Source organism: Ruegeria sp. HKCCD6647-2 (assembly GCF_057221075.1).
In genome coordinates this window covers 1-23,129 of the sequence record NZ_JBWVBD010000013.1, presented here as the reverse complement: position 1 = coordinate 23,129, position 23,129 = coordinate 1, and the positions used below count along the sequence as shown (strand labels likewise).

At 56.9% G+C, this 23,129-nt stretch carries 20 protein-coding genes; 14 read left to right on the top strand and 6 right to left on the bottom strand.

Annotated features, from left to right (window positions below; genetic code table 11):
• The first annotated feature begins 59 nt into the window (after window positions 1-59).
• On the top strand, window positions 60-686 hold the full coding sequence (locus AC2TDJ_RS20550; protein WP_480844546.1) for a J domain-containing protein: 627 nt from the start codon (window positions 60-62) through the stop codon (window positions 684-686).
• Window positions 687-752: 66 nt separating this feature from the next.
• On the opposite strand, the gene AC2TDJ_RS20545 is transcribed toward AC2TDJ_RS20550, so the two are convergent.
• Entirely contained in the window at window positions 753-2,207 is a 1,455-nt protein-coding gene (locus tag AC2TDJ_RS20545) for an arylsulfatase (protein ID WP_480844545.1), read from the bottom strand.
• A gap of 453 nt (window positions 2,208-2,660) precedes the next feature.
• On the opposite strand from AC2TDJ_RS20545, the gene AC2TDJ_RS20540 reads away from it, so the two are divergent.
• The 8 genes from AC2TDJ_RS20540 (at window position 2,661) to AC2TDJ_RS20505 (ending at window position 11,674) form a co-directional block, all read left to right on the top strand.
• Complete coding sequence (locus tag AC2TDJ_RS20540) at window positions 2,661-3,266, top strand: methyltransferase family protein (RefSeq protein WP_480844544.1); 606 nt, start codon at window positions 2,661-2,663, stop codon at window positions 3,264-3,266.
• 149 nt (window positions 3,267-3,415) lie between these two features.
• On the top strand, window positions 3,416-4,402 hold the full coding sequence (gene cobS, locus AC2TDJ_RS20535) for a cobaltochelatase subunit CobS (protein ID WP_480844543.1): 987 nt from the start codon (window positions 3,416-3,418) through the stop codon (window positions 4,400-4,402).
• A 237-nt stretch (window positions 4,403-4,639) separates the two neighbouring features.
• Window positions 4,640-5,341, top strand: a complete 702-nt coding sequence (locus tag AC2TDJ_RS20530) for an aspartate/glutamate racemase family protein (protein WP_480844542.1) — start codon at window positions 4,640-4,642, stop codon at window positions 5,339-5,341.
• A gap of 219 nt (window positions 5,342-5,560) precedes the next feature.
• Window positions 5,561-5,965 (top strand): hypothetical protein, encoded by a 405-nt coding sequence (locus AC2TDJ_RS20525; protein ID WP_480844541.1) that lies wholly within the window; start codon window positions 5,561-5,563, stop codon window positions 5,963-5,965.
• 95 nt (window positions 5,966-6,060) lie between these two features.
• The gene (gene cobT, locus AC2TDJ_RS20520) at window positions 6,061-7,938 is read left to right on the top strand and encodes a cobaltochelatase subunit CobT (protein ID WP_480844540.1); all 1,878 of its coding nucleotides are present in this window, start codon (window positions 6,061-6,063) and stop codon (window positions 7,936-7,938) included.
• 294 nt (window positions 7,939-8,232) lie between these two features.
• On the top strand, window positions 8,233-9,399 hold the full coding sequence (locus tag AC2TDJ_RS20515) for an alpha/beta hydrolase (protein ID WP_480844539.1): 1,167 nt from the start codon (window positions 8,233-8,235) through the stop codon (window positions 9,397-9,399).
• A gap of 75 nt (window positions 9,400-9,474) precedes the next feature.
• A complete protein-coding gene (locus tag AC2TDJ_RS20510) occupies window positions 9,475-11,265 on the top strand; it encodes an aminopeptidase P family protein (RefSeq protein WP_480844538.1) in 1,791 nt (596 codons plus the stop codon).
• 64 nt (window positions 11,266-11,329) lie between these two features.
• Complete coding sequence (locus AC2TDJ_RS20505) at window positions 11,330-11,674, top strand: DUF427 domain-containing protein (protein ID WP_480844537.1); 345 nt, start codon at window positions 11,330-11,332, stop codon at window positions 11,672-11,674.
• 29 nt (window positions 11,675-11,703) lie between these two features.
• Here AC2TDJ_RS20505 and AC2TDJ_RS20500 read toward each other — a convergent pair whose 3' ends face one another.
• Genes AC2TDJ_RS20500 through AC2TDJ_RS20490 form a run of 3 tightly spaced genes read right to left on the bottom strand, consistent with a single transcriptional unit; the run spans window position 11,704 to window position 16,742 of the window.
• Window positions 11,704-12,726 (bottom strand): Ldh family oxidoreductase, encoded by a 1,023-nt coding sequence (locus AC2TDJ_RS20500; protein ID WP_480844536.1) that lies wholly within the window; start codon window positions 12,724-12,726, stop codon window positions 11,704-11,706.
• 53 nt (window positions 12,727-12,779) lie between these two features.
• Window positions 12,780-14,297, bottom strand: coding sequence for a trimethylamine methyltransferase family protein (locus AC2TDJ_RS20495; protein WP_480844535.1), 1,518 nt, complete (start codon window positions 14,295-14,297; stop codon window positions 12,780-12,782).
• A gap of 15 nt (window positions 14,298-14,312) precedes the next feature.
• Entirely contained in the window at window positions 14,313-16,742 is a 2,430-nt protein-coding gene (locus AC2TDJ_RS20490; protein WP_480844534.1) for a GcvT family protein, read from the bottom strand.
• 695 nt (window positions 16,743-17,437) lie between these two features.
• On the opposite strand from AC2TDJ_RS20490, the gene AC2TDJ_RS20485 reads away from it, so the two are divergent.
• Window positions 17,438-18,622, top strand: a complete 1,185-nt coding sequence (locus AC2TDJ_RS20485; RefSeq protein ID WP_480844533.1) for a tyrosine-type recombinase/integrase — start codon at window positions 17,438-17,440, stop codon at window positions 18,620-18,622.
• Between the two features lie 166 nt (window positions 18,623-18,788).
• Here AC2TDJ_RS20485 and AC2TDJ_RS20480 read toward each other — a convergent pair whose 3' ends face one another.
• A complete protein-coding gene (locus AC2TDJ_RS20480; protein ID WP_480844532.1) occupies window positions 18,789-19,934 on the bottom strand; it encodes a glycoside hydrolase family 5 protein in 1,146 nt (381 codons plus the stop codon).
• Window positions 19,935-19,952: 18 nt separating this feature from the next.
• Window positions 19,953-20,747, bottom strand: a complete 795-nt coding sequence (locus tag AC2TDJ_RS20475; protein WP_480844531.1) for a heparin lyase I family protein — start codon at window positions 20,745-20,747, stop codon at window positions 19,953-19,955.
• Window positions 20,748-21,049: 302 nt separating this feature from the next.
• Between AC2TDJ_RS20475 and AC2TDJ_RS20470 the strand changes: the two genes are divergently transcribed.
• The 4 genes from AC2TDJ_RS20470 to AC2TDJ_RS20455 all read left to right on the top strand — a co-directional run bounded on the left by AC2TDJ_RS20470 (window position 21,050) and on the right by AC2TDJ_RS20455 (window position 23,120).
• Window positions 21,050-21,775, top strand: coding sequence for a hypothetical protein (locus AC2TDJ_RS20470; RefSeq protein WP_480844530.1), 726 nt, complete (start codon window positions 21,050-21,052; stop codon window positions 21,773-21,775).
• Between the two features lie 84 nt (window positions 21,776-21,859).
• Complete coding sequence (locus tag AC2TDJ_RS20465) at window positions 21,860-22,108, top strand: helix-turn-helix domain-containing protein (RefSeq protein WP_480844529.1); 249 nt, start codon at window positions 21,860-21,862, stop codon at window positions 22,106-22,108.
• Between the two features lie 122 nt (window positions 22,109-22,230).
• Window positions 22,231-22,449, top strand: coding sequence for a hypothetical protein (locus AC2TDJ_RS20460; RefSeq protein ID WP_170385458.1), 219 nt, complete (start codon window positions 22,231-22,233; stop codon window positions 22,447-22,449).
• Between the two features lie 188 nt (window positions 22,450-22,637).
• Complete coding sequence (locus tag AC2TDJ_RS20455; RefSeq protein WP_480844528.1) at window positions 22,638-23,120, top strand: hypothetical protein; 483 nt, start codon at window positions 22,638-22,640, stop codon at window positions 23,118-23,120.
• Window positions 23,121-23,129 lie beyond the last annotated feature (9 nt).

Below are 23,129 nucleotides of genomic sequence, written 5' to 3'. Positions count from 1 at the left end.
GTCCCTTACGTTAAACTGCCGCCTCCGAGTCGAAAAGACGCGTTCGCAGGAGCACGCCCATGGTGAAATCAGACCCGTTCGGATTCGATATGTCCGTTTCCAGCGCCAAAAAGAAGAATCCGCGCGGTCGCCGGGGCATGTCAGGTGCGTCGGAAACCTCGGTCCGAATCTGTGATCATGAGGGCTGCGAAGAAGCCGGAAAATTCCGCGCACCCAAGGCGCCGGACGTATTGGACGATTTCTACTGGTTCTGCCAGCAGCACGTACGCGAGTATAATCAGAAGTGGAATTTCTTCGATGGTACCACCGAGGCCGAACTGAACGCGCAACGTTCCAAGGACAAGGTTTGGGAGCGTGAGACCAAACCCATGGGCGACCCCGAGGCCCGCGCCTGGGCCCGTTTGGGTATCGAAGACCCGCATCAGGTTCTTGGTGGGAACGCAACCAAGAATCCCGGCCGTACCGCAGGTGGCGGCGGCCGTCGTTTGCCGCCGACCGAGCGGCGCGCAATTGAAATCCTCGAAGCCAAGGACAGCTGGACCAAGGCCGAAGTGCGCAAAGCCTACAAGAAGCTGATCAAGGTCCTGCACCCGGATATGAATGGCGGCGACCGCTCGCAGGAAGAGCAATTGCAGGAGGTTGTCTGGGCCTGGGATCAGATCAAGGACAGCCGGAACTTCAAGTAAATTCCCGGCATTCAACCCAAAAAGGGCGCCTGAACCGGCGCCCTTAAGCTTATTGGTATGTCCCGATCAGCCGCCCTGATTGCGCTGAAGCGACTCCAGAACCTGATCGATCGAGAAACTGGCCGGTTTCTGTCTTGGCGGGTAGTCATTGAACGTAGACAAGAACTGCGCGACAAACGCCTGCGCGGGAACCAGCAGGTAAGTACGGTCTAGGCGCCATTTCGGATAGCCTATCGATTCATGCTCGGCGCGCTCAAACGGGTCGGAATACAGATCGATGATCTTCGGCAGACGCAGGAATGTCAGCGGTTCCTGCCAGACATCAAACCCATGGGCACGTTGTTCGGCAAAGACCACTTTCCAACGGTTGTAGCGCAAGTTCACAAGATCGCCGCCGTCAGAGAAGTACAGAAACTCCCTGCGTGGTCCTTCGTCCGTTTCGCCCTTGAAATATGGCAGGAAGTTGTAACCGTCGAGGTGCACCGGTTCGTTGCCATTTCCAAAAGGCGCCTCGGTCAGCATGATCTCTTTCATGTTTGCATCACCCTGCGCCGCCATGAAGGTCGGGAACCAATCGAGGTGGCTGATGATCTCGTTGGACCGACGCCCCGGTTCGATCACCCCCGGCCATTTCAGCAGCAACGGAACGCGATAGCCGCCTTCCCAGTTGTCGTTCTTCTCACCACGGAAGGGGGTTGTGCCGCCGTCTGGCCAACTGAACACTTCGGCCCCGTTGTCGGTCGAATACATGACCACGGTATTGTCGGCGATGCCAAGCTCATCCAGTTTGTCCAGCATCTGGCCGACCATCTTGTCGTGCTCAACCATGCCGTCCGGGTATACGCCCAAACCTGTCACGCCCTGACTTTCCTCCTTGAGGTGCGTGAAAATGTGCATGCGGGTGGTGTTATACCAAAGGAAGAATGGTTTTTCCTGCTCGACCGCTCTGTCGATGAAATCCAGCGCGCCGACCGTCACCTCTTCATCGATCGTTTCCATTCGCTTGCGGGTCAGGGGGCCGGTATCTTCGACATTTCCGTCCGCACTGGATCGGATCACACCGCGAGGGCCAAACTGTTCGCGGAATGCGGGGTCTTTGGGATAGTCCACATTCTCGGGCTCTTCCTCGGCATTGAGGTGATAGAGATTGCCGAAGAATTCGTCGAAGCCATGATTGGTCGGCAAATGCTCGTCCAGATCGCCCAGATGGTTCTTGCCGTACTGACCGGTCATATAGCCCTTGGACTTCATGTATTCGGCAATGGTTGGATCTTTTTCACTGATCCCCTCTTTTGCTCCAGGCAAACCGACCTTCAGCAAGCCGGTGCGAAAACCGGACTGTCCGGTGACAAAGCTTGCGCGGCCCGCTGTACAGGATTGCTCGCCATACGCATGGGTGAACAGCATGCCTTCGTTGGCGATGCGGTCGATATTGGGGGTTTCATACCCCATCATGCCCTGGTTGTAGGCGCTGACATTCCAGTAACCTATGTCATCGCCCCAGATAATCAGAAAATTCATTGGCTTGTCTTGAGCCAGAGCAGGAAAGGCTAATCCGATCCCCAATAGCCCAGCGGCAATGCGCCGTTTCGTACTTGCGAATTTCGACATTTCATTCCCTCAATTATGACCTTAAAAATTACAGCTTCCAAACGCGTGACATCACACACCTTGTAGCAGCCATTGTCATTATACATGAAACAATCGCGATTTGTGTTAAGCTTGCCGACTGGGGTTTGAATGACCCCGTTCATGACCATGAACCACACTCTGCCCAAAGCACTGGCACGTCTGAAACCGCGACCGCAACGGTCGACCAAAAGTTGAGGCGGTTCAATTGGGCGACAGTTTGGTTCAGTGCTTGATAAGGGCGCTGAGTTTTTTCAACCTGTTACAAATAACCGTTACGGCCTGTCTCATGGGCCGCTTTGACAGCCCATATCCGAAAAAGACCTGTCCCAATTGGAACGTGATATGGAACACCTCATTTACCCTGTACATGCGATTTCTTTGTTGGTTGCTCTCGGCTCGGCCCTGTTGCTGAGCGCATATCTGGCGCTGAACCTGCGTCTCCCGCAGTTAGGATTGTGGCCTAGCGCCAGCGGATGGCGCCATCATACCGCCTTTGGCCTGTTCCGGCTGTTTTGCGGTGCGACGGTGGTTTTCGCATTCAGCGAAGTCTGGGTAAACGGTTGGGGGCATTGGGTGCGTTACATGATCGGTGTTCCGATCATGGTCCTGTCCTTCGGGATCACACTGTGGGGCTACCGTTTTCTGGGCCTGGACAACACCTATTGCGAGAGTGACGGCCTGGTGACGGGCGGCATGTATGCCTATTCCCGAAACCCGCAATATGTGACCTCGGTTCTGGCTACGGTCGGATTGGGCATCGCCAGCGGTTCGTGGGCAACCCTGGGATTGGCGGCGGCATTGTTCGTAATCTACTTCTTATTCGTGCTCAACGAAGAACGCTGGTTGCTGCAGGGCTATGGCCGCGCGTTTCACGAGTACATGCAATCGACCCCGCGCTTCGTGGACGAACGCAGCCTGATCCGGGTGCGTGACGCGATCCTCGAATAATCGGCGCTTGCACGTCCATAAGTCCAGTTTCAAAGAAAGACCGCACTAGTCCGGGGCGCGCGCGGCTTTCCCTTGCCCTTGCCCGTAATATGTTGCACCACACACAGGTTCAAACCCGCCGGGCGGGGCAAAGGATAAGGACAAGACGCATGGCTGACGGATCGATCGACATCAACGCAAAACCCACCGAAGATATCTCGGTCCGTGACGTGTTCGGCATTGATACCGACATGAATGTCAAAGGCTTTGCAGAGAAAAGTGATCGTGTGCCGGTCGTCGACCACACCTACAAGTTCGACCCCGAAACTACGTTGGCGATTCTGGCGGGCTTTGCCCATAACCGCCGGGTGATGATCCAGGGCTATCACGGCACCGGGAAATCGACCCATATCGAACAGGTCGCCGCGCGCCTGAACTGGCCTGCTGTTCGCGTGAACCTCGACAGCCATATCAGCCGGATCGACCTGATCGGCAAAGACGCCATCAAGCTGCGCGACGGCAAGCAGGTCACCGAATTCCACGAAGGCATCCTGCCCTGGGCCCTGCGGAACCCGGTCGCAATCGTCTTCGACGAATACGACGCGGGCCGCGCCGACGTGATGTTCGTGATCCAGCGCGTGCTGGAACATGACGGCAAGCTGACCTTGCTGGACCAGAACGAGATCATCACGCCGAACCCTAACTTCCGCCTGTTTGCCACGGCAAACACCGTCGGTCTGGGCGATACGACGGGTCTCTATCACGGCACGCAACAGATCAACCAGGCTCAGATGGACCGCTGGTCGCTGGTCTCGACGCTGAACTACCTCAGCCACGACGCAGAAACGATGATCGTGTTGTCGAAGGCACCGCATTACAACACCGAGAAGGGCCGCAAGACCGTCAGCCAGATGGTTACCGTCGCCGACCTGACCCGAACCGCCTTTATGAATGGTGACCTGTCCACCGTCATGAGCCCACGCACCGTGATCAACTGGGCGCAAAACGCCGAGATATTCCGCGACGTGGGCTATGCCTTCCGCCTGTCGTTCCTGAACAAGTGCGATGAGCTGGAGCGTCAGACCGTAGCCGAATTCTATCAGCGCTGCTTTGACGAGGAACTGCCGGAAAGTGCGGCGAGTGCGAGCCTGGGGTGATCCTGGAGCTTCGTCTCAACGACAAATTTTGGCAGTTTCCCTGCCTGACCAAGGGATCGGTTGGCGAATTTCAAAAAGGGATGGAGACAAAGACCAGGCCTCGTTGCGGTTAGTGTTCTGACCAAACTTTCACCTTTCAAATTGTAAGGTATAGCATCGCAATCGTTGCTCTGGACTTTCTTTAGACGGCAACAACTATCGTACGAACAAAGGTGGGAGCTTAGGTGGGAGAAAAAGATGCACATCGGTTTGATCGGCGGAATCGGAGTTGCGGCAACGGTCGTTTATTACCAGCGGCTGACCGCAGCAATGGCCGCGCGCGGTAAGCCTCTGGAACTCACAATCGTCCACGCCGATGTGCAGGAGCTGATCCGCAACAACCTGGCCGACGAACGGAAAGCGCAGGCTCGGGTGTATGCCGGCCTGATCGATCGGCTCAAAGCTTCCGGGGCAGAGTGTGCGGCCATAACCTCACTGGGTGGACATTTCTGTTATGAGGAGACGGTGGCCCTGTCGTCCCTGCCTCTGGTGTCCGCAGTAAAACCGTTGGACACTTATTTTGCGGCGCAAGGTTTCCAATCCGTTGGCCTGCTGGGGACGCGTGTCGTCATGCGAACCGGCCTTTATGGGCAACTGCGCGTGACACGTCCCGTTGTTCTGGAAGATGAGATCGATACGCTCGGGCAGACGTATCAGGATATGGCTGTCGCCGGCGTCTGCTCCAACGAACAGCGCGCGCTATTTCTGGATGCGGGCCAGCGCCTGGTCGAGGATCACGGGGCGGACGCCGTGGTGCTGGCCGGAACGGACCTGAATCTGGCGTTTGACGGTCAATCTCCGGGATATGCCGTGGTGGATGCGCTTGACGTTCATGTGGACCTTTTGGCGCGGCTAGCGAGCAAAGAGATCGCGTTGAGCGACGCAGGAGCTGAGCTCTGATACCTCGAAGCGCTGACTGAAACAGATTTTGTCTAAAATCTGCACCAATGGTTTCTGCATCTAGGCGGTACCGTGACGGCAAGTCTATATACGGCCGCTGCGTCAATATCTTGCTGGAATAATACGCCAATTTTGAAGATGTGGTGCGTTTGCTACAGGCAGTGATGCGGTATGTATATACGTATTTTATACAATGCATATCTATGTTATATTAATTGCATGTCATATTTTCGCCTTTTTTCAGTTTTCGCATTTGCCGCCGTCTTTGCAGGCTTTCCAGCGCAAGCGCTGCCCGTTGAATCTTCGGACCGCGCAGAGCTGTTTGCAACCTGTTCTGGACGGCTGGAGGCACTGGCCACGCGCCATCGGGCCCGGCAGGAGGAACAGGCCGGTTCCGTTTCGGTACTTCAGCAGGAATTCGACCAGATGCTCGAAGCTGTTTTGCCCTGGGCCCTGGACGACGGTGTAGATGAGCATCAACCCAAGCGCTGGCGTGTACGCGGATGGGTCGAAGTCGCCCAATTACTTGCTGACATGGATTACAGCTTTGACGCACGCATCGTCGCCGGAGCCGAACAATTGCTGGCGCTCCGGATTTCCGAGTGCCGCGAAGTCCTGCTGTAACAGGTGGCGCAACGGGAAATCGGGACTGGCCCTATGGTCAAGGCCAGTGATTGGCTCTAGGTTGCCCGAACAGAACAACGCCGGACCTGCCACCGATGAGCAAACCCAACGACAACCCTGCCGATCCGTTCAAGAAAGCTCTGGCCGAAGCCACCAAGGTGATGGCTGACGATCCCGAGCTGAACGTCTCTTACACGGTCGACCCTTCGGGCCTGTCGGGCGAGTCGATGCGGTTGCCGCAGGTCTCACGCCGGATGACGCGCGAAGAAGTGCTGCTGGCGCGCGGAACGGCGGATGCGTTGGCGTTGCAACGCAAGTATCACGACGATGCGACCCATGCGCGCTATGCGCCACCGGGCGACATGGCGCGCGATCTGTACGAGGCGATGGAGGTTGCCCGCTGCGAGGCGATGGGCGCACGGGATATGCCTGGTACCGCGTCCAACATCGACGTCAAGATCGGGCATGAGGCGATCAGGCGCGGCTATGATCAGTGCAAGCAACCGGCCGAGGCGCCATTGTCCGTCGCAGCCGGTTACCTGATCCGGCATCTGGCAACCGGGCGCGACCTTCCTCCTGCGGCCGAGAACGTGATGAACCTGTGGCGCGGATTTATCGAGGAACAGGCCGGTGAAGTTCTCGAGAACCTCGACGAGGTGCTCTCGGATCAGGCCGAGTTCGCAAAATTCGCCCGCCAGATGATCAAGGATCTGGGCTACGGCGACCAGTTGGGCGATGACCCGGACGAGCTGGACGACGAGCAGGAAGATCAGGCCGAGGACGACGCCGAAGAACAACCTGATCCAGACAGCACCGGTCAGGACGATCAGGACGAACAGGACGCCGACGCGACCCCGGAACAGACGCAGGAAGAGCAGCAGGACCAGTCTCAGGCCCAGGTCTCGATGGACGAAATGGCCGAGGATGAAATGGGCGATGAGGCCGAGATGCCCGAAGGCGAGGCGCCGATGGAACCGCCCGCCCCGCCGCCGGCCTCCGAGGCCGATCCCGACTACAAGGTCTACCTGAACACATTCGACGAAGAGATCGCGGCCGAGGACCTGGCCGAGCCTGCGGAACTGGAACGTTTGCGTGCCTATCTGGATCAGCAACTCGAGCCGCTGAAAGGCGCGGTCAGCCGTCTGGCCAACAAGCTGCAACGCCGCCTGCAAGCACAACAGAACCGAAGCTGGGAGTTCGATCGCGAAGAAGGCATTCTGGACGCGGGCCGCCTGGCGCGGGTTGTGGCAAATCCGACCACGCCGCTCAGCTTCAAGGTCGAGAAGGATACCGAATTCCGCGACACGGTGGTGACGCTGCTGTTGGATAACTCGGGCTCGATGCGCGGCCGTCCGATTTCAATTGCCGCAATTTGTGCCGACGTTCTGGCGCGGACGCTGGAACGCTGCAACGTGAAGGTCGAGATTCTGGGCTTTACCACGCGGGCATGGAAAGGTGGTCAGGCGCGTGAGGCGTGGCTGAACGACGGGCGCCCTCAGCAGCCGGGACGTCTGAATGATCTGCGTCACATCATCTACAAAGGTGCGGACGCCCCTTGGCGTCGCGCGCGCCCGAATCTGGGCCTGATGATGAAAGAGGGCCTGCTGAAGGAAAACATCGACGGCGAGGCACTGGAATGGGCACATCGCCGGATGATCCAGCGGCGCGAGCAGCGCAAGATTCTGATGGTGATTTCGGACGGGGCTCCGGTCGATGATTCAACGCTGAGCGTGAACCCGGCCAATTATCTGGAAAAACACCTGCGCGACGTCATTGCCATGGTCGAAAAACGCAAAATGGTCGAGCTGCTGGCCATCGGTATCGGTCACGACGTGACCCGATACTATGACCGCGCGGTGACAATCACCGATGTCGAGCAGCTGGCCGGCGCGATGACCGAGCAACTGGCGGCCCTGTTCGACAGCGACCCGCGCGCGCGGGCCCGTGTGATGGGGTTGAAACGGGCAAGTTAAACCCGTTGACCCCGCCCTGCCGGACGGAATAGCATCCCTATCAGCCAGTTCTTCACGACCGATCCTGTTTTTCGTTCGGTTCCGGGCTGGGGTGCCTTGTACCTGTGCCGAACGGCGGTGTGGTGCAACAATGCGGTGTCGAATGGCGGCATCATTTGTATCTCCTGTCTGTTGCCTTCAATCTGGCAACCGCGCTGCCTTCCCGCTTGAAGACAATCCTGAGAAATCCCCGAGAAACCTTTGGGAATGCCATTGAACCTTGTGGCCCCTAACGAAACGGAGTGTATTCGGCCCATGCGCTATAAGTTTGCAGATTGTGTTCTGGACGTGGACCGTCACGTGCTTCTGCGTGGCGGTCAGGCTGTACCGGTCGAACCCCAGGTTTTTGATCTGTTGGAATTGCTGGCCGAACGCCCCGGCAAGCTGGTGGCCCGCGAAGAGATCATCGAGCGGGTCTGGAACGGTCGCTTCGTTTCGGAATCGACGATCAGTGCCCGCATCGCTGCGGCCCGCAAGGCGGTGGGCGACGATGGCAAGGCGCAGCGGATTATTCGGACGATTGTGCGGCGCGGGTTGCAAATGACGGCGGAGGTTCACCGCGAGCCCAAGCCCGATCCGAACGGCAATAGGCGAATGCAGCAACTGAAATACGCCCGAGGCCATGATGGCCAAGCGATAGCATTCGCCGTATCCGGCAAAGGTCTTCCGGTGCTGAGGGTGGGTTCGATCGTTTATGACCTTGAGGCAGAATGGCGGCTGACATCAGAACGCGCCTATCTGAAAGCGATGGACGCCAAGTTCACGATGCTGCGTTACAACAAAAGCCAGCAGTCCCATTGGGGCGATCCCTGCCGGGCGAACTACGAAGGGGTGGCAGAGGATATACTGGCCGTGACACAGGCCGCAGGGTTCGACCGATTTGCCATCGTCTCGGAATTTGGCGGCGTATTCTCGGCCCTGCAATTTGCCACAAAATATCCCGAACGTGTCAGCAGGCTGGCCATCGTGGGCGGCTGGGCCGAGGGCCGTGATCACCGTGAAGGCGTGGCCGGGCCGGATTCGATCCGCAACCTGATCATTGAAGGCTGGAAGGATCCAGGCAGCGGTTATGCCGTCGGCTCACTGCTGAGCTATTTCCCTGAAGGCCCGCTTGAAACGGTGCGCGAGATTGTGGACGAGATGCAAGCGCTCTATTCCGTCGAACAGAAACTGTATCAGCGGGACAGCGGGAACACCGCTTCGATCCTGCATCTGCTTCCAAAGGTGCAATGCCCGACGTTGGTTCTGCACGGTCGCAACAGCGCTGTGCATCCCTTGTCAGAGGCGCGAAAGTTGGCAGCGGGTATTCCTGATGCGTCACTGGTCATACTGGAGACTGCCAATCACATTCCCCTGCCCGGCAACGATGTTTACGAAACCTATATCGAGACGCTGCAAGGCTTCCTCGGCGCAACTGAATAACGTCGGGCCGAGGTGCTGGACATTTGCCGCCGCAGGCCTCAGGTTCCCCGGCATCGAGACAAGAATGAGGCCACCATGTTCCAGTCCTTCGAAGTCACTGCGCGCCCGGAACAGGGGCCGCCTCGCCTGGCTGCCTTGCGCGCGGAGATGACGCGTGAAGGTTTGGACGGGTTCCTGATTCCACGGTCAGATGCACATCAGGGGGAGTATGTGGCCCCTCGGGATGAGCGGCTGGCGTGGCTGACCGGGTTTACGGGTTCCGCCGGGTTCTGCGCGGCGCTCGCGGATATCGCCGGGGTGTTTATCGACGGGCGCTATCGCACTCAGGTCAAGGCGCAGGTGGCCAGCGACTATACACCGGTGCCCTGGCCCGATGTCAGCCTGAGCACCTGGCTGAAGGAGCAGTTGCCAAACGGAGGCAAAGTGGGGTTTGATCCGTGGCTGCATGCTGCGGGACAGGTTGCAACGGCTCAGAAAGAATTGAATGGCGGCAAGATCGAGCTGGTGCGATGTGACAATCTGGTAGACCGGATCTGGGAGGATCAGCCGGACCCGCCAATGAAACCGGTCAAGGCGCACCCCATTGAATTCGCCGGAGAAAGCGCCGACAGCAAAATCGGCAGACTGGCCGATGATCTGAAAAAGGCCGGGCATTCGGCAGCCGTTATCACCCTGCCCGATTCCATCATGTGGTTGCTGAATATTCGGGGCTCGGACATTGCACGCAACCCGGTGGCACACGGATTTGCCATTCTGCATAGCGACGGTCGCGTGGATCTGTTCATGGCCGCGCAAAAACTCGCAGAACTTGAAGGGCATTTCGGACCGAAGGTGACACAATACGAGCCCGACGAATTTCTTGCGGCGGTCAGCCGATTGGAGGGCACCGTTCAGGTCGATCTCGGCACTCTGCCTCAGATCGTTGCGGACGCTCTGGGTGACCGGATGATCGACGGCGGTGATCCTTGCGCCCTTCCCAAAGCCTGCAAGAACGAGGCTGAAATAGCCGGCAGTGCTGAGGCACATCTGCGCGACGCGGTTGCCGTCATAGAACTGTTGTGCTGGCTGGACGCTCAAGCCGCCGGCAGCCTGACCGAAATACAGGTGGTCACGCGGCTTGAGGAATTCCGCCGCAAAGACAACGCGCTTCAGGACATATCGTTTGAAACCATTGCCGGTACCGGGCCGAACGGCGCAATCATGCACTATCGGGTGACCGAAGAAACGGACAGCCGGTTGGAGAACGGTCATTTGCTGGTTCTGGACAGCGGCGGCCAGTATCTGGACGGCACAACCGATATCACCCGGACCATCGCAATCGGTAATGTCGCAGACGAAGAGAAAGCCTGCTTTACGCGGGTTCTGAAAGGCATGATCGCAATGTCTATGCTGCGCTGGCCCGTTGGTCTGGCAGGGCGCGACATTGAATGCGTCGCACGACTGCCAATCTGGATGGCCGGGCAGGATTTCAACCACGGTGTCGGGCACGGTGTCGGCGCTTACCTGAGCGTTCACGAAGGGCCTCAACGCCTGTCCCGGATCAGCCACGTACCGCTTGAACCCGGTATGATCCTGTCGAATGAGCCGGGGTATTATCGGGAAGGCGCGTTCGGTATTCGCCTCGAAAACCTCGTGGTGGTTCAGGAAGCACCGGCCTTACCGGGCGGAGACACGGAACGCGCGATGCTGTGCTGGCGCACACTGACCTACGTCCCCCTTGACCGTCGGTTGATCGTGGTCGACATGCTGACCGCAAGCGAGCGTGCCTGGTTGAATGAGTATCACCGCGACGTCGCGGAAAAACTGCGGCCCAGGCTGGGCCCTGACGCACAACTGTGGTTGGATGCCGCAACTGCCCCGTTGTGACATCGAACTGTTACATAAAGCGGGCACCAGATGGGGGCCCGACACGACGAAGGAGACCGAGGGAATGACAGATCACATCACGATCCGCCGCCTGCCAGGCAAATGGACCGTCCGCTCTGGAGGAGCAATTCTGGGCGAAACCAGCAATGCGCTGGAACTGCTTGAGGGCGATCTGGACCCCGTGATCTATTTCCCGCGCGCCGATATCGCCATGGCCTTTCTGGACCAGACCGACAAGGTGACTCACTGCCCTCACAAGGGCGACGCGACGCATTTCTCGATCGTCAACAAATCCTCGGTCACCGACAATGCCGTCTGGAGTTACGAGGAACCAATCCCCGCGGTCGCGGAGATCAAGGAACACCTGGCGTTTTATCCAAACGACTCGGTGAAGGTCGAACAGCTTTAACGCCCTCATGCAGGCCTTTTGCGTCAGATTTATTGGCGCAGCTCTTCGAGTTGCGCCAAGAGTTCTGTGCTGACGGCAACGCCGGTTCTTGTGGCCGAGGCCCGCTTTGACAGCCTGCCGTCCCCCGGCACCCGGGCCTCACCATTGCCTTCGATTTCCGCGCATATCCGGGTGATGTAGTCACCAAACACAGGGTTGCCAAATCGGGTCGGGTCAATGGCGATCATGGTGGCGCCGCCCTTGATATTCAGCGCTCCGTGAGCTTCGCGCGAAGCGTTGTCGACAGACAATGTTCCGCCAGCAAGCGCTGCGCCCAGAACCTCGATCAAGAAGGCAATGGCTGCGCCCTTGTGCTCGCCAAATGGCAACAGGCTGCGTGTCTCAAGGATGGCGTTGGGGTCGGTGCTGGGAGAGCCTGTCGTATCCAGGCCACCCGGACGTGGCAGATCATGCCCCTCGGCCGCAGCCATTCTGACATCCATAAGCGCCACAACCGAGGAAGCCTGATCCCAGACAATCGGCTCTTTCCCATCGCGCGGGCAGGCAAATGACATCGGGTTTGTTCCGAATACAGGGCGAATACCGCCCTGCGGTACAACCATGGACAACGAGTTCACGACGCCCAAGGCTACCAACCCGGCCTGTGCCAGCGGTTCGGTGTCAAAGCGCAACGCCGCCAAGTGGTGACAGTTGCTGCAGGTAAAGGCGGCAATTCCGTTTTCACGCGCCAACGCTATCAGTTCGACCCGCGCCTTCTCGGCGGCGATCTGGTAATACCCGTTGTCACCATCGGCGCGCAGAACGCCAGGGGCCATACGCTCAACCGTCGGGCTGGGCGTTGGATTGGCATATCCCGAAGTAAAGCTCTGCGCGTAGACCGGCAACATGCGCAGCCCATGGCTGCGTGGGCCGTCACGCTCGGACAGCATTACCAGATTTGCCAGAACGTTACTGCCTCGCTCGTCCATCCCAACTGATACCAGAACGGACTTGGCTAGGGTCCTGACCTCTTCAAGTGAGAGCGTTTTCGTCGAGATGTCGGCCATTTCCATAGTCCTGTCCTGTATTGGCGCTAAAGGGCGCAGGTGCCCTAGTTTGATCTTTGTTAGCTTTGGTATTCCGCGCGCTTTTTGGCAACAAATTCATCCAGCGCGCCGCGTTGATCGTCAGGCATGAAGGGCCGAACGTAATTGTCCAGAATGCGTCGCGCTTCTATCTGACCGACGATTTCGGCTGTCTTCGATCCCTCTGCTTCCCATTGTTCAAAACTGTCGTTGTTCTGCAGTTGGTTCATATGCATCGGGTTTTCACGCGTATGATCGGTGCCAAGGAAGTGACCGCCGGGACCGATATTGCCAATATCCCCCAGAAGAGCGTCCAGGTCTTCGTCCTGAAGGCCGCTGAAGAAGCGATGGAAGTTTTCCAGTTGCAGGGCGTCCTGCACCCACTTGGAATAGCTGACGCCCAGTGCGCCTTCAAGAAACCCTGCCGAGTGAACGATGTAGTTGGCACCGCCCAACAGAACGGGCCACATGGAATTGGCTGAATCATACCCTGCTTGCATGTCGGGGGACTTCGAACCGGTCCACATGGTACAGGTCCGCCAGGGCACCTGATAGAAGCGGGCCATCTGCCCGACCAGCAGGTTCATCAGCCCCGGTTCAGGAGAGCCCATCATCGGCGCGCCGGTTTTCATCGAGACACCCATAATCGCCACGCCCAGAACCATCGGTGCGCCCCGGCGGATTATCTGGCTGTACGCCATGCCTGCAAGGCCCTCCGCGATCAACAGCGCGACGCCGCCCTGCGGACTTGCCGGGGTTGAGGCGCCCGCCAGTACGAAAGGCGACAACAGGCAGGGCTGGTTGGCAGCCGCATAGACCCGCAGGCTTTGCAGCATGGTTTCGTCCCAGACCAGCGGGGTGTTGCAATTCAGAAGGGCGGCCATGACCACATTGTTGTCGACGAACTCCTCACCAAAGACGATACGGGCCATGTCAACACTGTCTCGGGCAGCCTGCTCGGACAGAACCGAGCCCTTGATGGGTTTGTCGGTCAGGGTCAGTGCCGCATGTACCAACTCCAAATGGCGCTGCGGAACCGGAACGTCCTGCGGTTCGACGGGCAGGATACCCGGAACCATCATAGCCTGGCTCATCTGACTCATCTTGAAGAAGTTATGCGCGTCATCCAGTGTCGAAGGGCGGCGAACACCGTCCAGATCATAGACAAACGGGGCCCCGTAGGCGTTGGCAAAAACAGAATTTCGCCCCCCCACCCGCAAGGAGCGATCAGAATTGCGCGCGGCATAACCCCATTCCGAGGGCACGGACGAAATCAGATCCATCAGCATGTCGCGCCCAATCCGAACCCGCTGGCCATCGACATCCGCACCGTGTTTTTTCCAATCGGCCAGCGCTACAGGATCGCGAAACTCGATCCCGGTCGTTTCGAGGATGGTCATCGCCGCGTTGTGAAGCCTCTCGACGCCGTCCGGTCCAAGCAGATCGATGGGGCCCACCCGGCAATTCAAGGTCGACAGATACGCTGGCGGCGGGTTTGTGCGGGCGCGCACACGCGCGGCACGACCGCCGCGGGCTGAACGTGGATTTGGCTGTGTCATGTTTCCACCTCTCGCTCAGGCCCGCGCGCGGGCACTGGTGGGATCAACGGCGCAAATGTCGATGACCTCGGCATCTCGCATCTCGTTATGGATCAGCACCTTCAGTTCTGTGCCGGCGGCGGTCAGTTCCGGCGGGACCAGCGCCATTGCAATATCGTGGTTGCAATAATACGAGAACCCGCCCGAGGTGACGCGCCCGATCAACTTGCCATCCTTGTAGACACCTTCGTCAAACATTACCGAGGTATCGCAGAACGGCAATTTCAACGTGACCAGGCGGTTGTATCCACCCTCATCCTTCTGTCTCAGAAGGGCCGCCTTGCCGATGAATTCCCTGCCTTCGGTCACGACAAATCGATCCAGGCTCGCCTCATACGGCGTCATGTCCTTGCAGATCTCGCGATTGATCGCGCGATAGGATTTTTCGAGGCGCATGGATTCCAACGCCTCAAGCCCAAAAGGTTTGACGCCCGCCTTCAACAGCAGGTCGACAAGATGGCGGTTGTAGCCGACCGGGTGGTGCAATTCCCATCCCAGCTCACCGGTATAAGAGACGCGCAGCAGGTGCACGTCTTTGGCGTACCCGACCTCACCCATTTGCGCCGAAAGCCAAGGGAAGGCCGCGTTCGACAAATCGTTGTCGGTCAGCGGTTGCAGAATCTCCCGCGCCTTTGGCCCGGCCAGAGCGATCACGCCCAGCTGTTCCGAGATATCCTCGATCACGACCGAGCCATCCTTGGGCAGAACGCGCTGCAACTGATCCCAGTTATACGCGCGCCAATTCGGCGTCGAGATCAGATAGAAATCATCCTCGGCGTAGCGCACGATCGTGTATTCCGCATCCATACCGCCCTTGTGGTTCAGCATCAGTGATAAGGTCATGCGGCCCACCTTGGGCAGCTTGTTGGCCATGATGCTGTCCAACCACGCCGCAGCACCGGGGCCGCGCACGGTGAATTTGGTCATCGGCGACATCTCGATGAACCCCGACTCCTCGCGAGTTGTGCGCACTTCCTCTTGCACCCGTTCCATATGATCGGTGCGGCGGAAGCTGTGTTCGGGGATGGCCTCCTCCGGAGTCTGCGCAAACCAGCGTGGGAACTCATACCCGTTGAAACTGGTCCAGACCGCCCCCTGCGCGGTCAGCAGGTCATACGACCCCACGGTTTTCATAGGGCGCGCGTCAGGGAAATCCTCACCCGGGACATGGGCATCCATATGCGTGCCCCAGGTTTCGCGCACCTTGTCCATGGTCCAGCGCTTGGACGCATAGTCAGAGAAGCGACGCGGGTCCAGTTCCGACATGTCCATCCCCGGGTCGCCGTCGACAATCCACTTGGCCAGACGGTTCCCGACTGTGCCGCCCCAGAGAATACCACCGGGCATACCCTCGGCCAACCACAGGTTCTCATGTCCCGGAGCCGGCCCCGCCAGCGGCAGCTCGTCCGGTGTCATCTGGAACGGTCCACGGGTGTTGGCCTTGATGCCGATCTCTCCCAGCGTCGGCACACGTTCGATGGCGCGTTCCCACTGCGTTTCCACTGCGTCGAAGTCTTCGGGCAGCAAGTCTGCCCCGAAATCCGGCGGCACGCGGTCTTCCGCAAACAGCTTGAGGTCTTTGGTGAATTCATACGGGCCGAACTGAATTCCACCTACATCTTCTCGCAGATACGCTCCGTAATCTTCATCCCGAAGGATGGGAAATTCCGGCAAGCCTTGCGCGCGGCGCTCCTTCAGCAGCGGAACGGTTTCTGTGGTCCAGTACTGGTGGACAATCGGAATACAGGGCAGATCAAGACCTACGCGACGCGCGTTTTCGCGGGCATAGTTTCCAGTCGCGAAGATCAGGTGCTCGCACGTGATTTCGCCCTGATCGGTCGTGACTTTCCAGTGGCCGTTGTCCAGCTTTTCGTATGATTGCGCTTCTGTGTTCTGATAGACCTTGGCACCCGCATCGCGGGCCAGTTTGGCCAATGCCATGGTGATGTCCGCCGGGTTCACATACCCATCTTCGGTATGCAGGATCCCGCCACGAATATGCTCGGACTGGTTCAGCAACGGGTGGATTTCGGCAATCTCCTCCGGTGTTACCAGTTTACAGGGAACCCCGGCGGCCTCGGCGATTGAGATGTAGGATTGAAATTCGTCCCAACGCTTCTCGGTATTTGCGATGCGCAACTGACCCACTTTGCGCAGACCGACCGAGCTTCCCAACTTTTGCTCGACTTCGGTATAGATGCGGATCGTCTCCATCGTCATCTTCGAGACGTTGTGCGAACGCACGAAAGTCACCAACAGACCCGCCGCATGCCATGTCGAACCCGATGTCAGGGTCGTCCGCTCCAGCATCACGGCATCCGTGCAGCCATGTTCGGTCAGCCGGTAGAGGATCGACGCGCCCACGCATCCACCTCCGACAACCACGACTTTCGCATGCGATTTCATCTCAGGCTCCTCCATATGTTGCCGGGTAGATTTGGCGCGACCTGCATCGTCTGGCCTGGGCAGGCCAAAATCAAGTAAGCATGGCGATCCAAATGATACGAGACCTCAATAGGTTCACTGGATCAATTACAAAAAAAATAATGCTGGATTAGCTGACCTAAGGCATTGGTAATGCTTGGTTGGGCCCGAGTTTCGTTTGCGAACCGAATAACAATAATCCTTCCAACTCCAGTCCCGACCGCCACATTCCCCATCCCGCCCCGCTTGCTTCCACAATGCTTTCACTTGTGTTGGCGGAATGCAAAAAAGCCCTGCGGGTTGCGAGGCTAGGTGATTGTTTTCCGACCGTTCAGTTTGGTTTCGGGAGTAGGAATTGAACCTCTGACCTTCAGGTTATGAGCCTGACGAGGTGAGATCGTAAAGCAAACAGTCCAGTGGACTGTTTGTAGATCGAGCGGGCTTTTTTTGGATTTTGGTTGCGGGGAGAGGATTTGAACCTCTGACCTTCAGGTTATGAGATAGCTTACACTCTCCTGCACCAGCTACGCCGGAAAACGCTGATCTACTCTATCTTATTGGAATCGTTGTTTTATTATTGACGCCCGGCACGCTCCGTCCCTACCTCTTACGCCATGAACCGCTTCCAGTTGCTTCCACAATGCTTCCACGGGGCGATGACAGAGAAAGGATGAGGGATGTCCAAACTGACCAAACGCGCCGTAGAAGCCTTACCGGTTGAGGCAAAAGACTACTTCGTATGGGACAGCCAGATTGCCGGGTTTGGTGTCTGCGTCATGCCCTCCGGGGCCAAGACCTATCAGGCACAGTATCGCAAAGGCGGAAGGACACGGCGCGTTTCCATCGGACGGCATGGCAAGATCACCGTCGACGAGGCGCGGAAGCTGGCAAAGGAACTCATGGGGCAAGTAGCTAAGGGTGAGAACCCTGCCGAAGAGATTGCCCAGCATCGCCGCGCACCGACGGTTGCGGCCTTGTGTGAGCGGTTCTTTGACACCCACGTCAAGGAGCGCTGCAAGCCGTCCACCCAAGGGGAGTACCAAAGGGCAATCGATCTGTTCATCGTTCCAGCAATTGGTAGCTTTAAAGTGGTCGACGTAGAACGGAAAGACATTGCCGAGTTGCACCACAAGTTCCGGGACAAACCCTATCAAGCCAACCGTACGTTGGGCGTGTTGTCCAAGATGTTCAATCTGGCAGAAATCTGGGGCTTTCGGCCTGACGGATCGAACCCCTGTCGCCATGTCCCAAAATACCGCGAAGAGAAACGGGAACGGTTTCTGAGCCAAGACGAATTGCAACGACTTGGACAGGCTTTGGCAGAAGCGGAACGGGATGGCTCGGAGTCGCCCTTTGTCGTCGCCGCCTTCCGATTGCTGATCCTAACCGGGAGTCGCCTAGGTGAAATCCAGACCTTGCAATGGTCGTTCATCACAGACGCCGGTATGGAGCTTCCAGACACCAAAACAGGCGCGCGGCGCATTCCCCTGCCCCAGGCGGCCCGGGCAGTTCTGAGCGCTCTGCCACGGCTTCCTGACAACCCTTACGTAATTGCCGGGGCTGTTCCCGGCCACTACGCCGCCGACCTGCAAAAGCCATGGCGTCGTATACGTAAGCGGGTTGGTCTCCAAGATGTTCGTATTCACGACCTGCGCCACACCTATGCGTCAAATGCGGTTTCGTCCGGCATGCCTATTCAGATGGTTGGGCGGTTGCTGGGGCACAGCCAGATTCAGACCACTATGCGGTATGCGCATCTGGCCGATGATCCGGTTCGGCAGGCGGCGGAGGAAAACGCAGCACGGCTCAATACGTTGGTCGGGGTGCAGGAAACCGGCAGTGGGCTGCGTCTGGTTAGGTAAGTCAAAAAGCGCGACCAACTCTGTATACGTATACATAGGCCGACTACATTACATAGGGCGTCTACGTATACGATACGTTACATAGGGAGTTTTCTCCCTACCCGGGGTATACGCCGGGTAAGGTATACCCAAGGCAAGGTAAGTAGCGCGGCCAAAACCGTGTCCGTTAGTTCACACCTCCAAGCCGGAGTGCCTGCCAAAGCGCAGAGTCTCGCACAAGTTTTGGTTGACGTTTTTCACCTGCATAGCGAAGCCTTTGATATGGCGTGTTGTGATCGTGTAACGCCCACCACGTCAAACCAACTCCCTTTGGAATCGCGCCTTCGTACACTGCAGAAGCCCATTGAGCGCGATCCTGAGCCGAAACACCGCTTTTCAGTGGCCCTTGTGTCGGATACGGCCCCCAAACACCGAATTCAGTCAACATGACAGGCACTCTTTTGGATCTGGAGAATGCGGCTGCGGCTTTAACGTCTTTAGCCACTTTTCTTGCTATCGCCTTGTCGAAAGCCATCCCACCCGGACCCGTTTTGTGGGTGAAATCATGCGGAGCATAGTAGTGAAAACCGTAAATGATTTTCTTGCGCGGCAGTTTTTTCATGAGCTGCGATGGCTTGCGTTGCCGTCCAATTACGCTCTTGTAGATACCTTCGACAATGATCACTCGGTTGGGGTCAACTTGCTGAACGGCATCTACTAGCGCCAGATGGCTTTCGTACCATTGGTTCAGGGCACTCGAACCTCTGTTGTGATACTCAGGTTCGTTCATAATGCTAAAGGCTAACTTGCTGCTGCTTATTGGCTTGGCTTCGACCGCCGCATCCCTTAGCATTTGCTGATAGCTTGCTCTTACTGCCTCGGATTTTTCGTAGGCATCGTAAATCAAGCTGGTCCGCAGACCTGGAGCATCCCATCCGCCGACCTGATTGCGAGATTTGAACGCAACAACAAAAACCGCGTTTGGAAACCGAGACGACAAGGAACGGACCTGCGACGTCACTGTCCTCATTCTGGACTTTAGCTTGTTAGGGCTATAGCGGAACCCATTGCTGATTTGCAAAACGTCATCAATGCAAATCACATATGTGATATGCCGCCATCCGTCTGCTAGGGCGCGCGACATGTCCGCATTGGTATTTGCGCCCTGTCGACATTTGGACCAGTCACCCGCTGTGTTGAGCCCAACGCCTTTCAAGCCGTTGCTAAGCGCGGGTGGAATGCCGTTTGAGGACCAAACATCTGCCGTGCTGGTAGTAGGAAACAAGAAGCCAAGGCAAAGCACTATCACCTGAAAGAGAATACCATTCTTCATCGCGTTAAACTCCCGTAACTATGACTTTTTTTCAGAAAGATTAGCAAGGTACATTACTAAGACCGGGGCCTTTGGCGTTACCTTTTGGCGGTACATTCCAATTTTGATGCTACCAGTATTGCCGACGCCTAGCGTTCTTCCACGCCACTGGTAGGCCAACTTCTCGTTTACCCAGACAAAGAAATGTCCATCTGAGCCGCTCGACCACTTTGCGTCAACTTTGATGTTATGCCAGCGCCCTGTTAGCGAGTGGCTTGGAATTACCGTCTTCACAAGACTTTCGTAGTTCCAATCGGTGCTTTCGACGCGTTTTAAAGCAACCAGAGAGCCATTGCGGACGCTGAACTGAAACGGATGCGAGTTTGCGCCCATCATTGAGAACTGTGTGACGATAACCTGCCCGGCACCTCTGGATGAAAACCCGGGTGCAAAGAAAACAGACCAGTTGTAGGTCGTTTCTTGTCCGTTTCGGAAAGCATTATATTTGGCAAATTCAACGCGCTCATTTCCACGCGCGCAGTCATCCCACTTTCTCTCCTTGCCACAGTCGCCATAGCGTAATTCCATGCGCAGAGCTTTATCGGGCAAGCCTCCGGGTGGGTTGTCCACAATTTGCGCGCCGTATCTTCGTGCGTTGGACCATTGTTCACGTTTAAATTTTCGGAAACCGCTTACTATGACTTCTCGCGGAGACTGATTGCTTTTTACTTCACGTAACGCCTCTTCCGAAAAAATCGGTTGTGCTAAAGCGATGCAACTGACACTTGTGAAAACGAGAAGACAATAAAACGAATTCACTTTGCTAATTCTCATCCAAACCTCATTGCCTGATTGATCATGGCGACATTAGCACAAGCACGCCGAAAATTCTTCCACGATGCAGAATGCTATGGTGGACATGGATGTGCGGACTCTGGCTCGCGTGTAACAACGGCCCGTTTCGTTGGCCTTGGATGGCATATATTAATAGCAATTATTCCAGCACGTAACTCGCTTACCTCAGCAGCGGGAATTTCAATAACGTGGCTGCAATATGTGGGTTGAATGTGCCCGACCTACCCCCTACCCCGGGTAGGGGGTGCATCAGTGTTAATCCAAAATATAAGAGGCGCGCAGTGGCGGACTACATGGAGCTTTGGAAGTGCTCTTTTTGGCTTTCGGATTGCCCAAGAACATATGCTGCACACATCTATGAAAAAGAGCGGAAAGCAGCTAACGACCAAGCTGGCAACAAGCTTTGGATCGAAGACTTAAAAGACGCTGCTGAAGAAGGTAAATCGCAGGACTATGAAGGCTTAGAGTTGTTCGCTTACAGCGCAAAAAAGTTAGGCGATCTTGGGAAACCAAAACGAGACCTATTGGAGAGGTGCACGGGCGAACTGATCCAAAAACTACAATCGGGCAGGTACAGGGCGTTCGGCTTCGACCGTCCGAGAACTTTGGACTTGAAACCCGTGCAAATCCCGAAGGAGGCATGGGCAAGAGTGACCAAGCTTGATGACAACACTTTATACTATCAATCGCTAACCTTTGTCGACGTCCGCGTGCGTATGGTGCGAGAAGAAGCCGATCCAATTTTGAAGAAACCGTTTGAAATACCCGTCGCAAAAGCGGGACGTCCGACAGTTGGACCTGCAATTGAAGCCGCATTCCACGCACTACTCAAAATACGCGAAATCGATCCTTCGGCATCGCAAAAGTCCCACTATCCGAAGATCAGAAAGTGGATTGAATCGGGTTACGCTGACTTATACGTACCGCCTGCGGGTATTTCAGACAAAACTATCCATAAGTTTTTCTCTCCTCTTTTCAAATCGTTAGCGGAAAGTTCCGGTCTATAAATCAACCGAAGATTTATAGACATTTTTAGAGATTGGCGGTAGGTCCAAGTCTAGAGCATCAGCAACTCAAACTGGAGTAAACAGATGCTCACCAACGAACCTGCAAATGACAATAACCGCCCCGCCACGGATTATCTGGACGGCTTTATTGATGAAAGCAACGCCGCCGACTTCCTGTGCCAAAGCGTGCGAACCATTCAGAAATGGCGCGTGACGGGGTTTGGCCCGAAATTCTACAAGTCGGGCCGTTCTGTCCGGTATCGCCGCCGTGACCTTTTGGAATGGGCCGAGGCACGTCGCTACGGCAACACCAGCAGTTACACCGCAGCCTGAGTTTTGCCCGCGCGGGGTTGGCAGCGCCGTGCGGGATTTTGGGGCCGGAATGGCTCTGTAGGGGCGCGGGCGAAACGGTCCCGCGCCCTTTTCCACACACATCAACAGAAAGACACTGAAATATGGCAAACCAGCCTGCACAGAAATTCAAAATCGGCCTGATCACTGCAACCATTTGGGACAATGACGGCTTCTACTCGGTCGACATGTCCCGCGCCTACAAGACCGATACCGGCGAATGGCGCAATTCGAACAGCTTCCACCATTCGGACCTTCTGAATATTGCCAAATGCGCGGAGCGCGCCGAAATCTGGATTGGCCGTCAAACCAATGCCAAGTGATGGCAGCGCCGGAGCGGCTTCGCTCCGGCCCCAAAACAAATGCTGCCCCGCCGGAGGCACTCAGGGGGCGTAAGCCCCCGCACTCATTTTCCTTACATCACCGAATCTCCCAGCGGTAGGGCATGCCGCGATAGAGGCGAGTCTTGTAACACCCCCCTCCACGAATACGAAAGCGAAGGTCAGCGCAAATGGAAGCAACGATCCTGCATTCAGGTTTAGATGGGCTGAAATTCACCATTCAGGCCGACATTCCTGACGACTTTCGCGAAGAACTGGCATGCGCCAAGCAACACGCCAAAGAAACCTACAGCGACTGTGTCCTCGAGTTTGGCTCTGTGTCGTTGAACGTGACTGGCAAGGGCGCACGCGGCTTCACCGCTCATACGGGCGACCATGGGGCAGTGTGGCTGTTTCAGGACCCGCAAGACCGCATTCCCAACAATCCCGGCATCACCGTGGACTTCCGAGCCTTTGGCCTCGCCACAGGCGGTCTTGAAGGGGCTGAGCAACACTTTCGTGAGTGTATGGAAGCCTTTGGAATCAAATATGTCGAAACCCAATTGCGGGTTGCACGGGCTGACTTCGCAGTGGACTTGCTGGCCCCTTGGTTTGAACCCGACCGTGAAGCTTGTCTGACGTCAGCACCAATGGGGCAGTTTGAGTCGATTTGATAAGAGAGG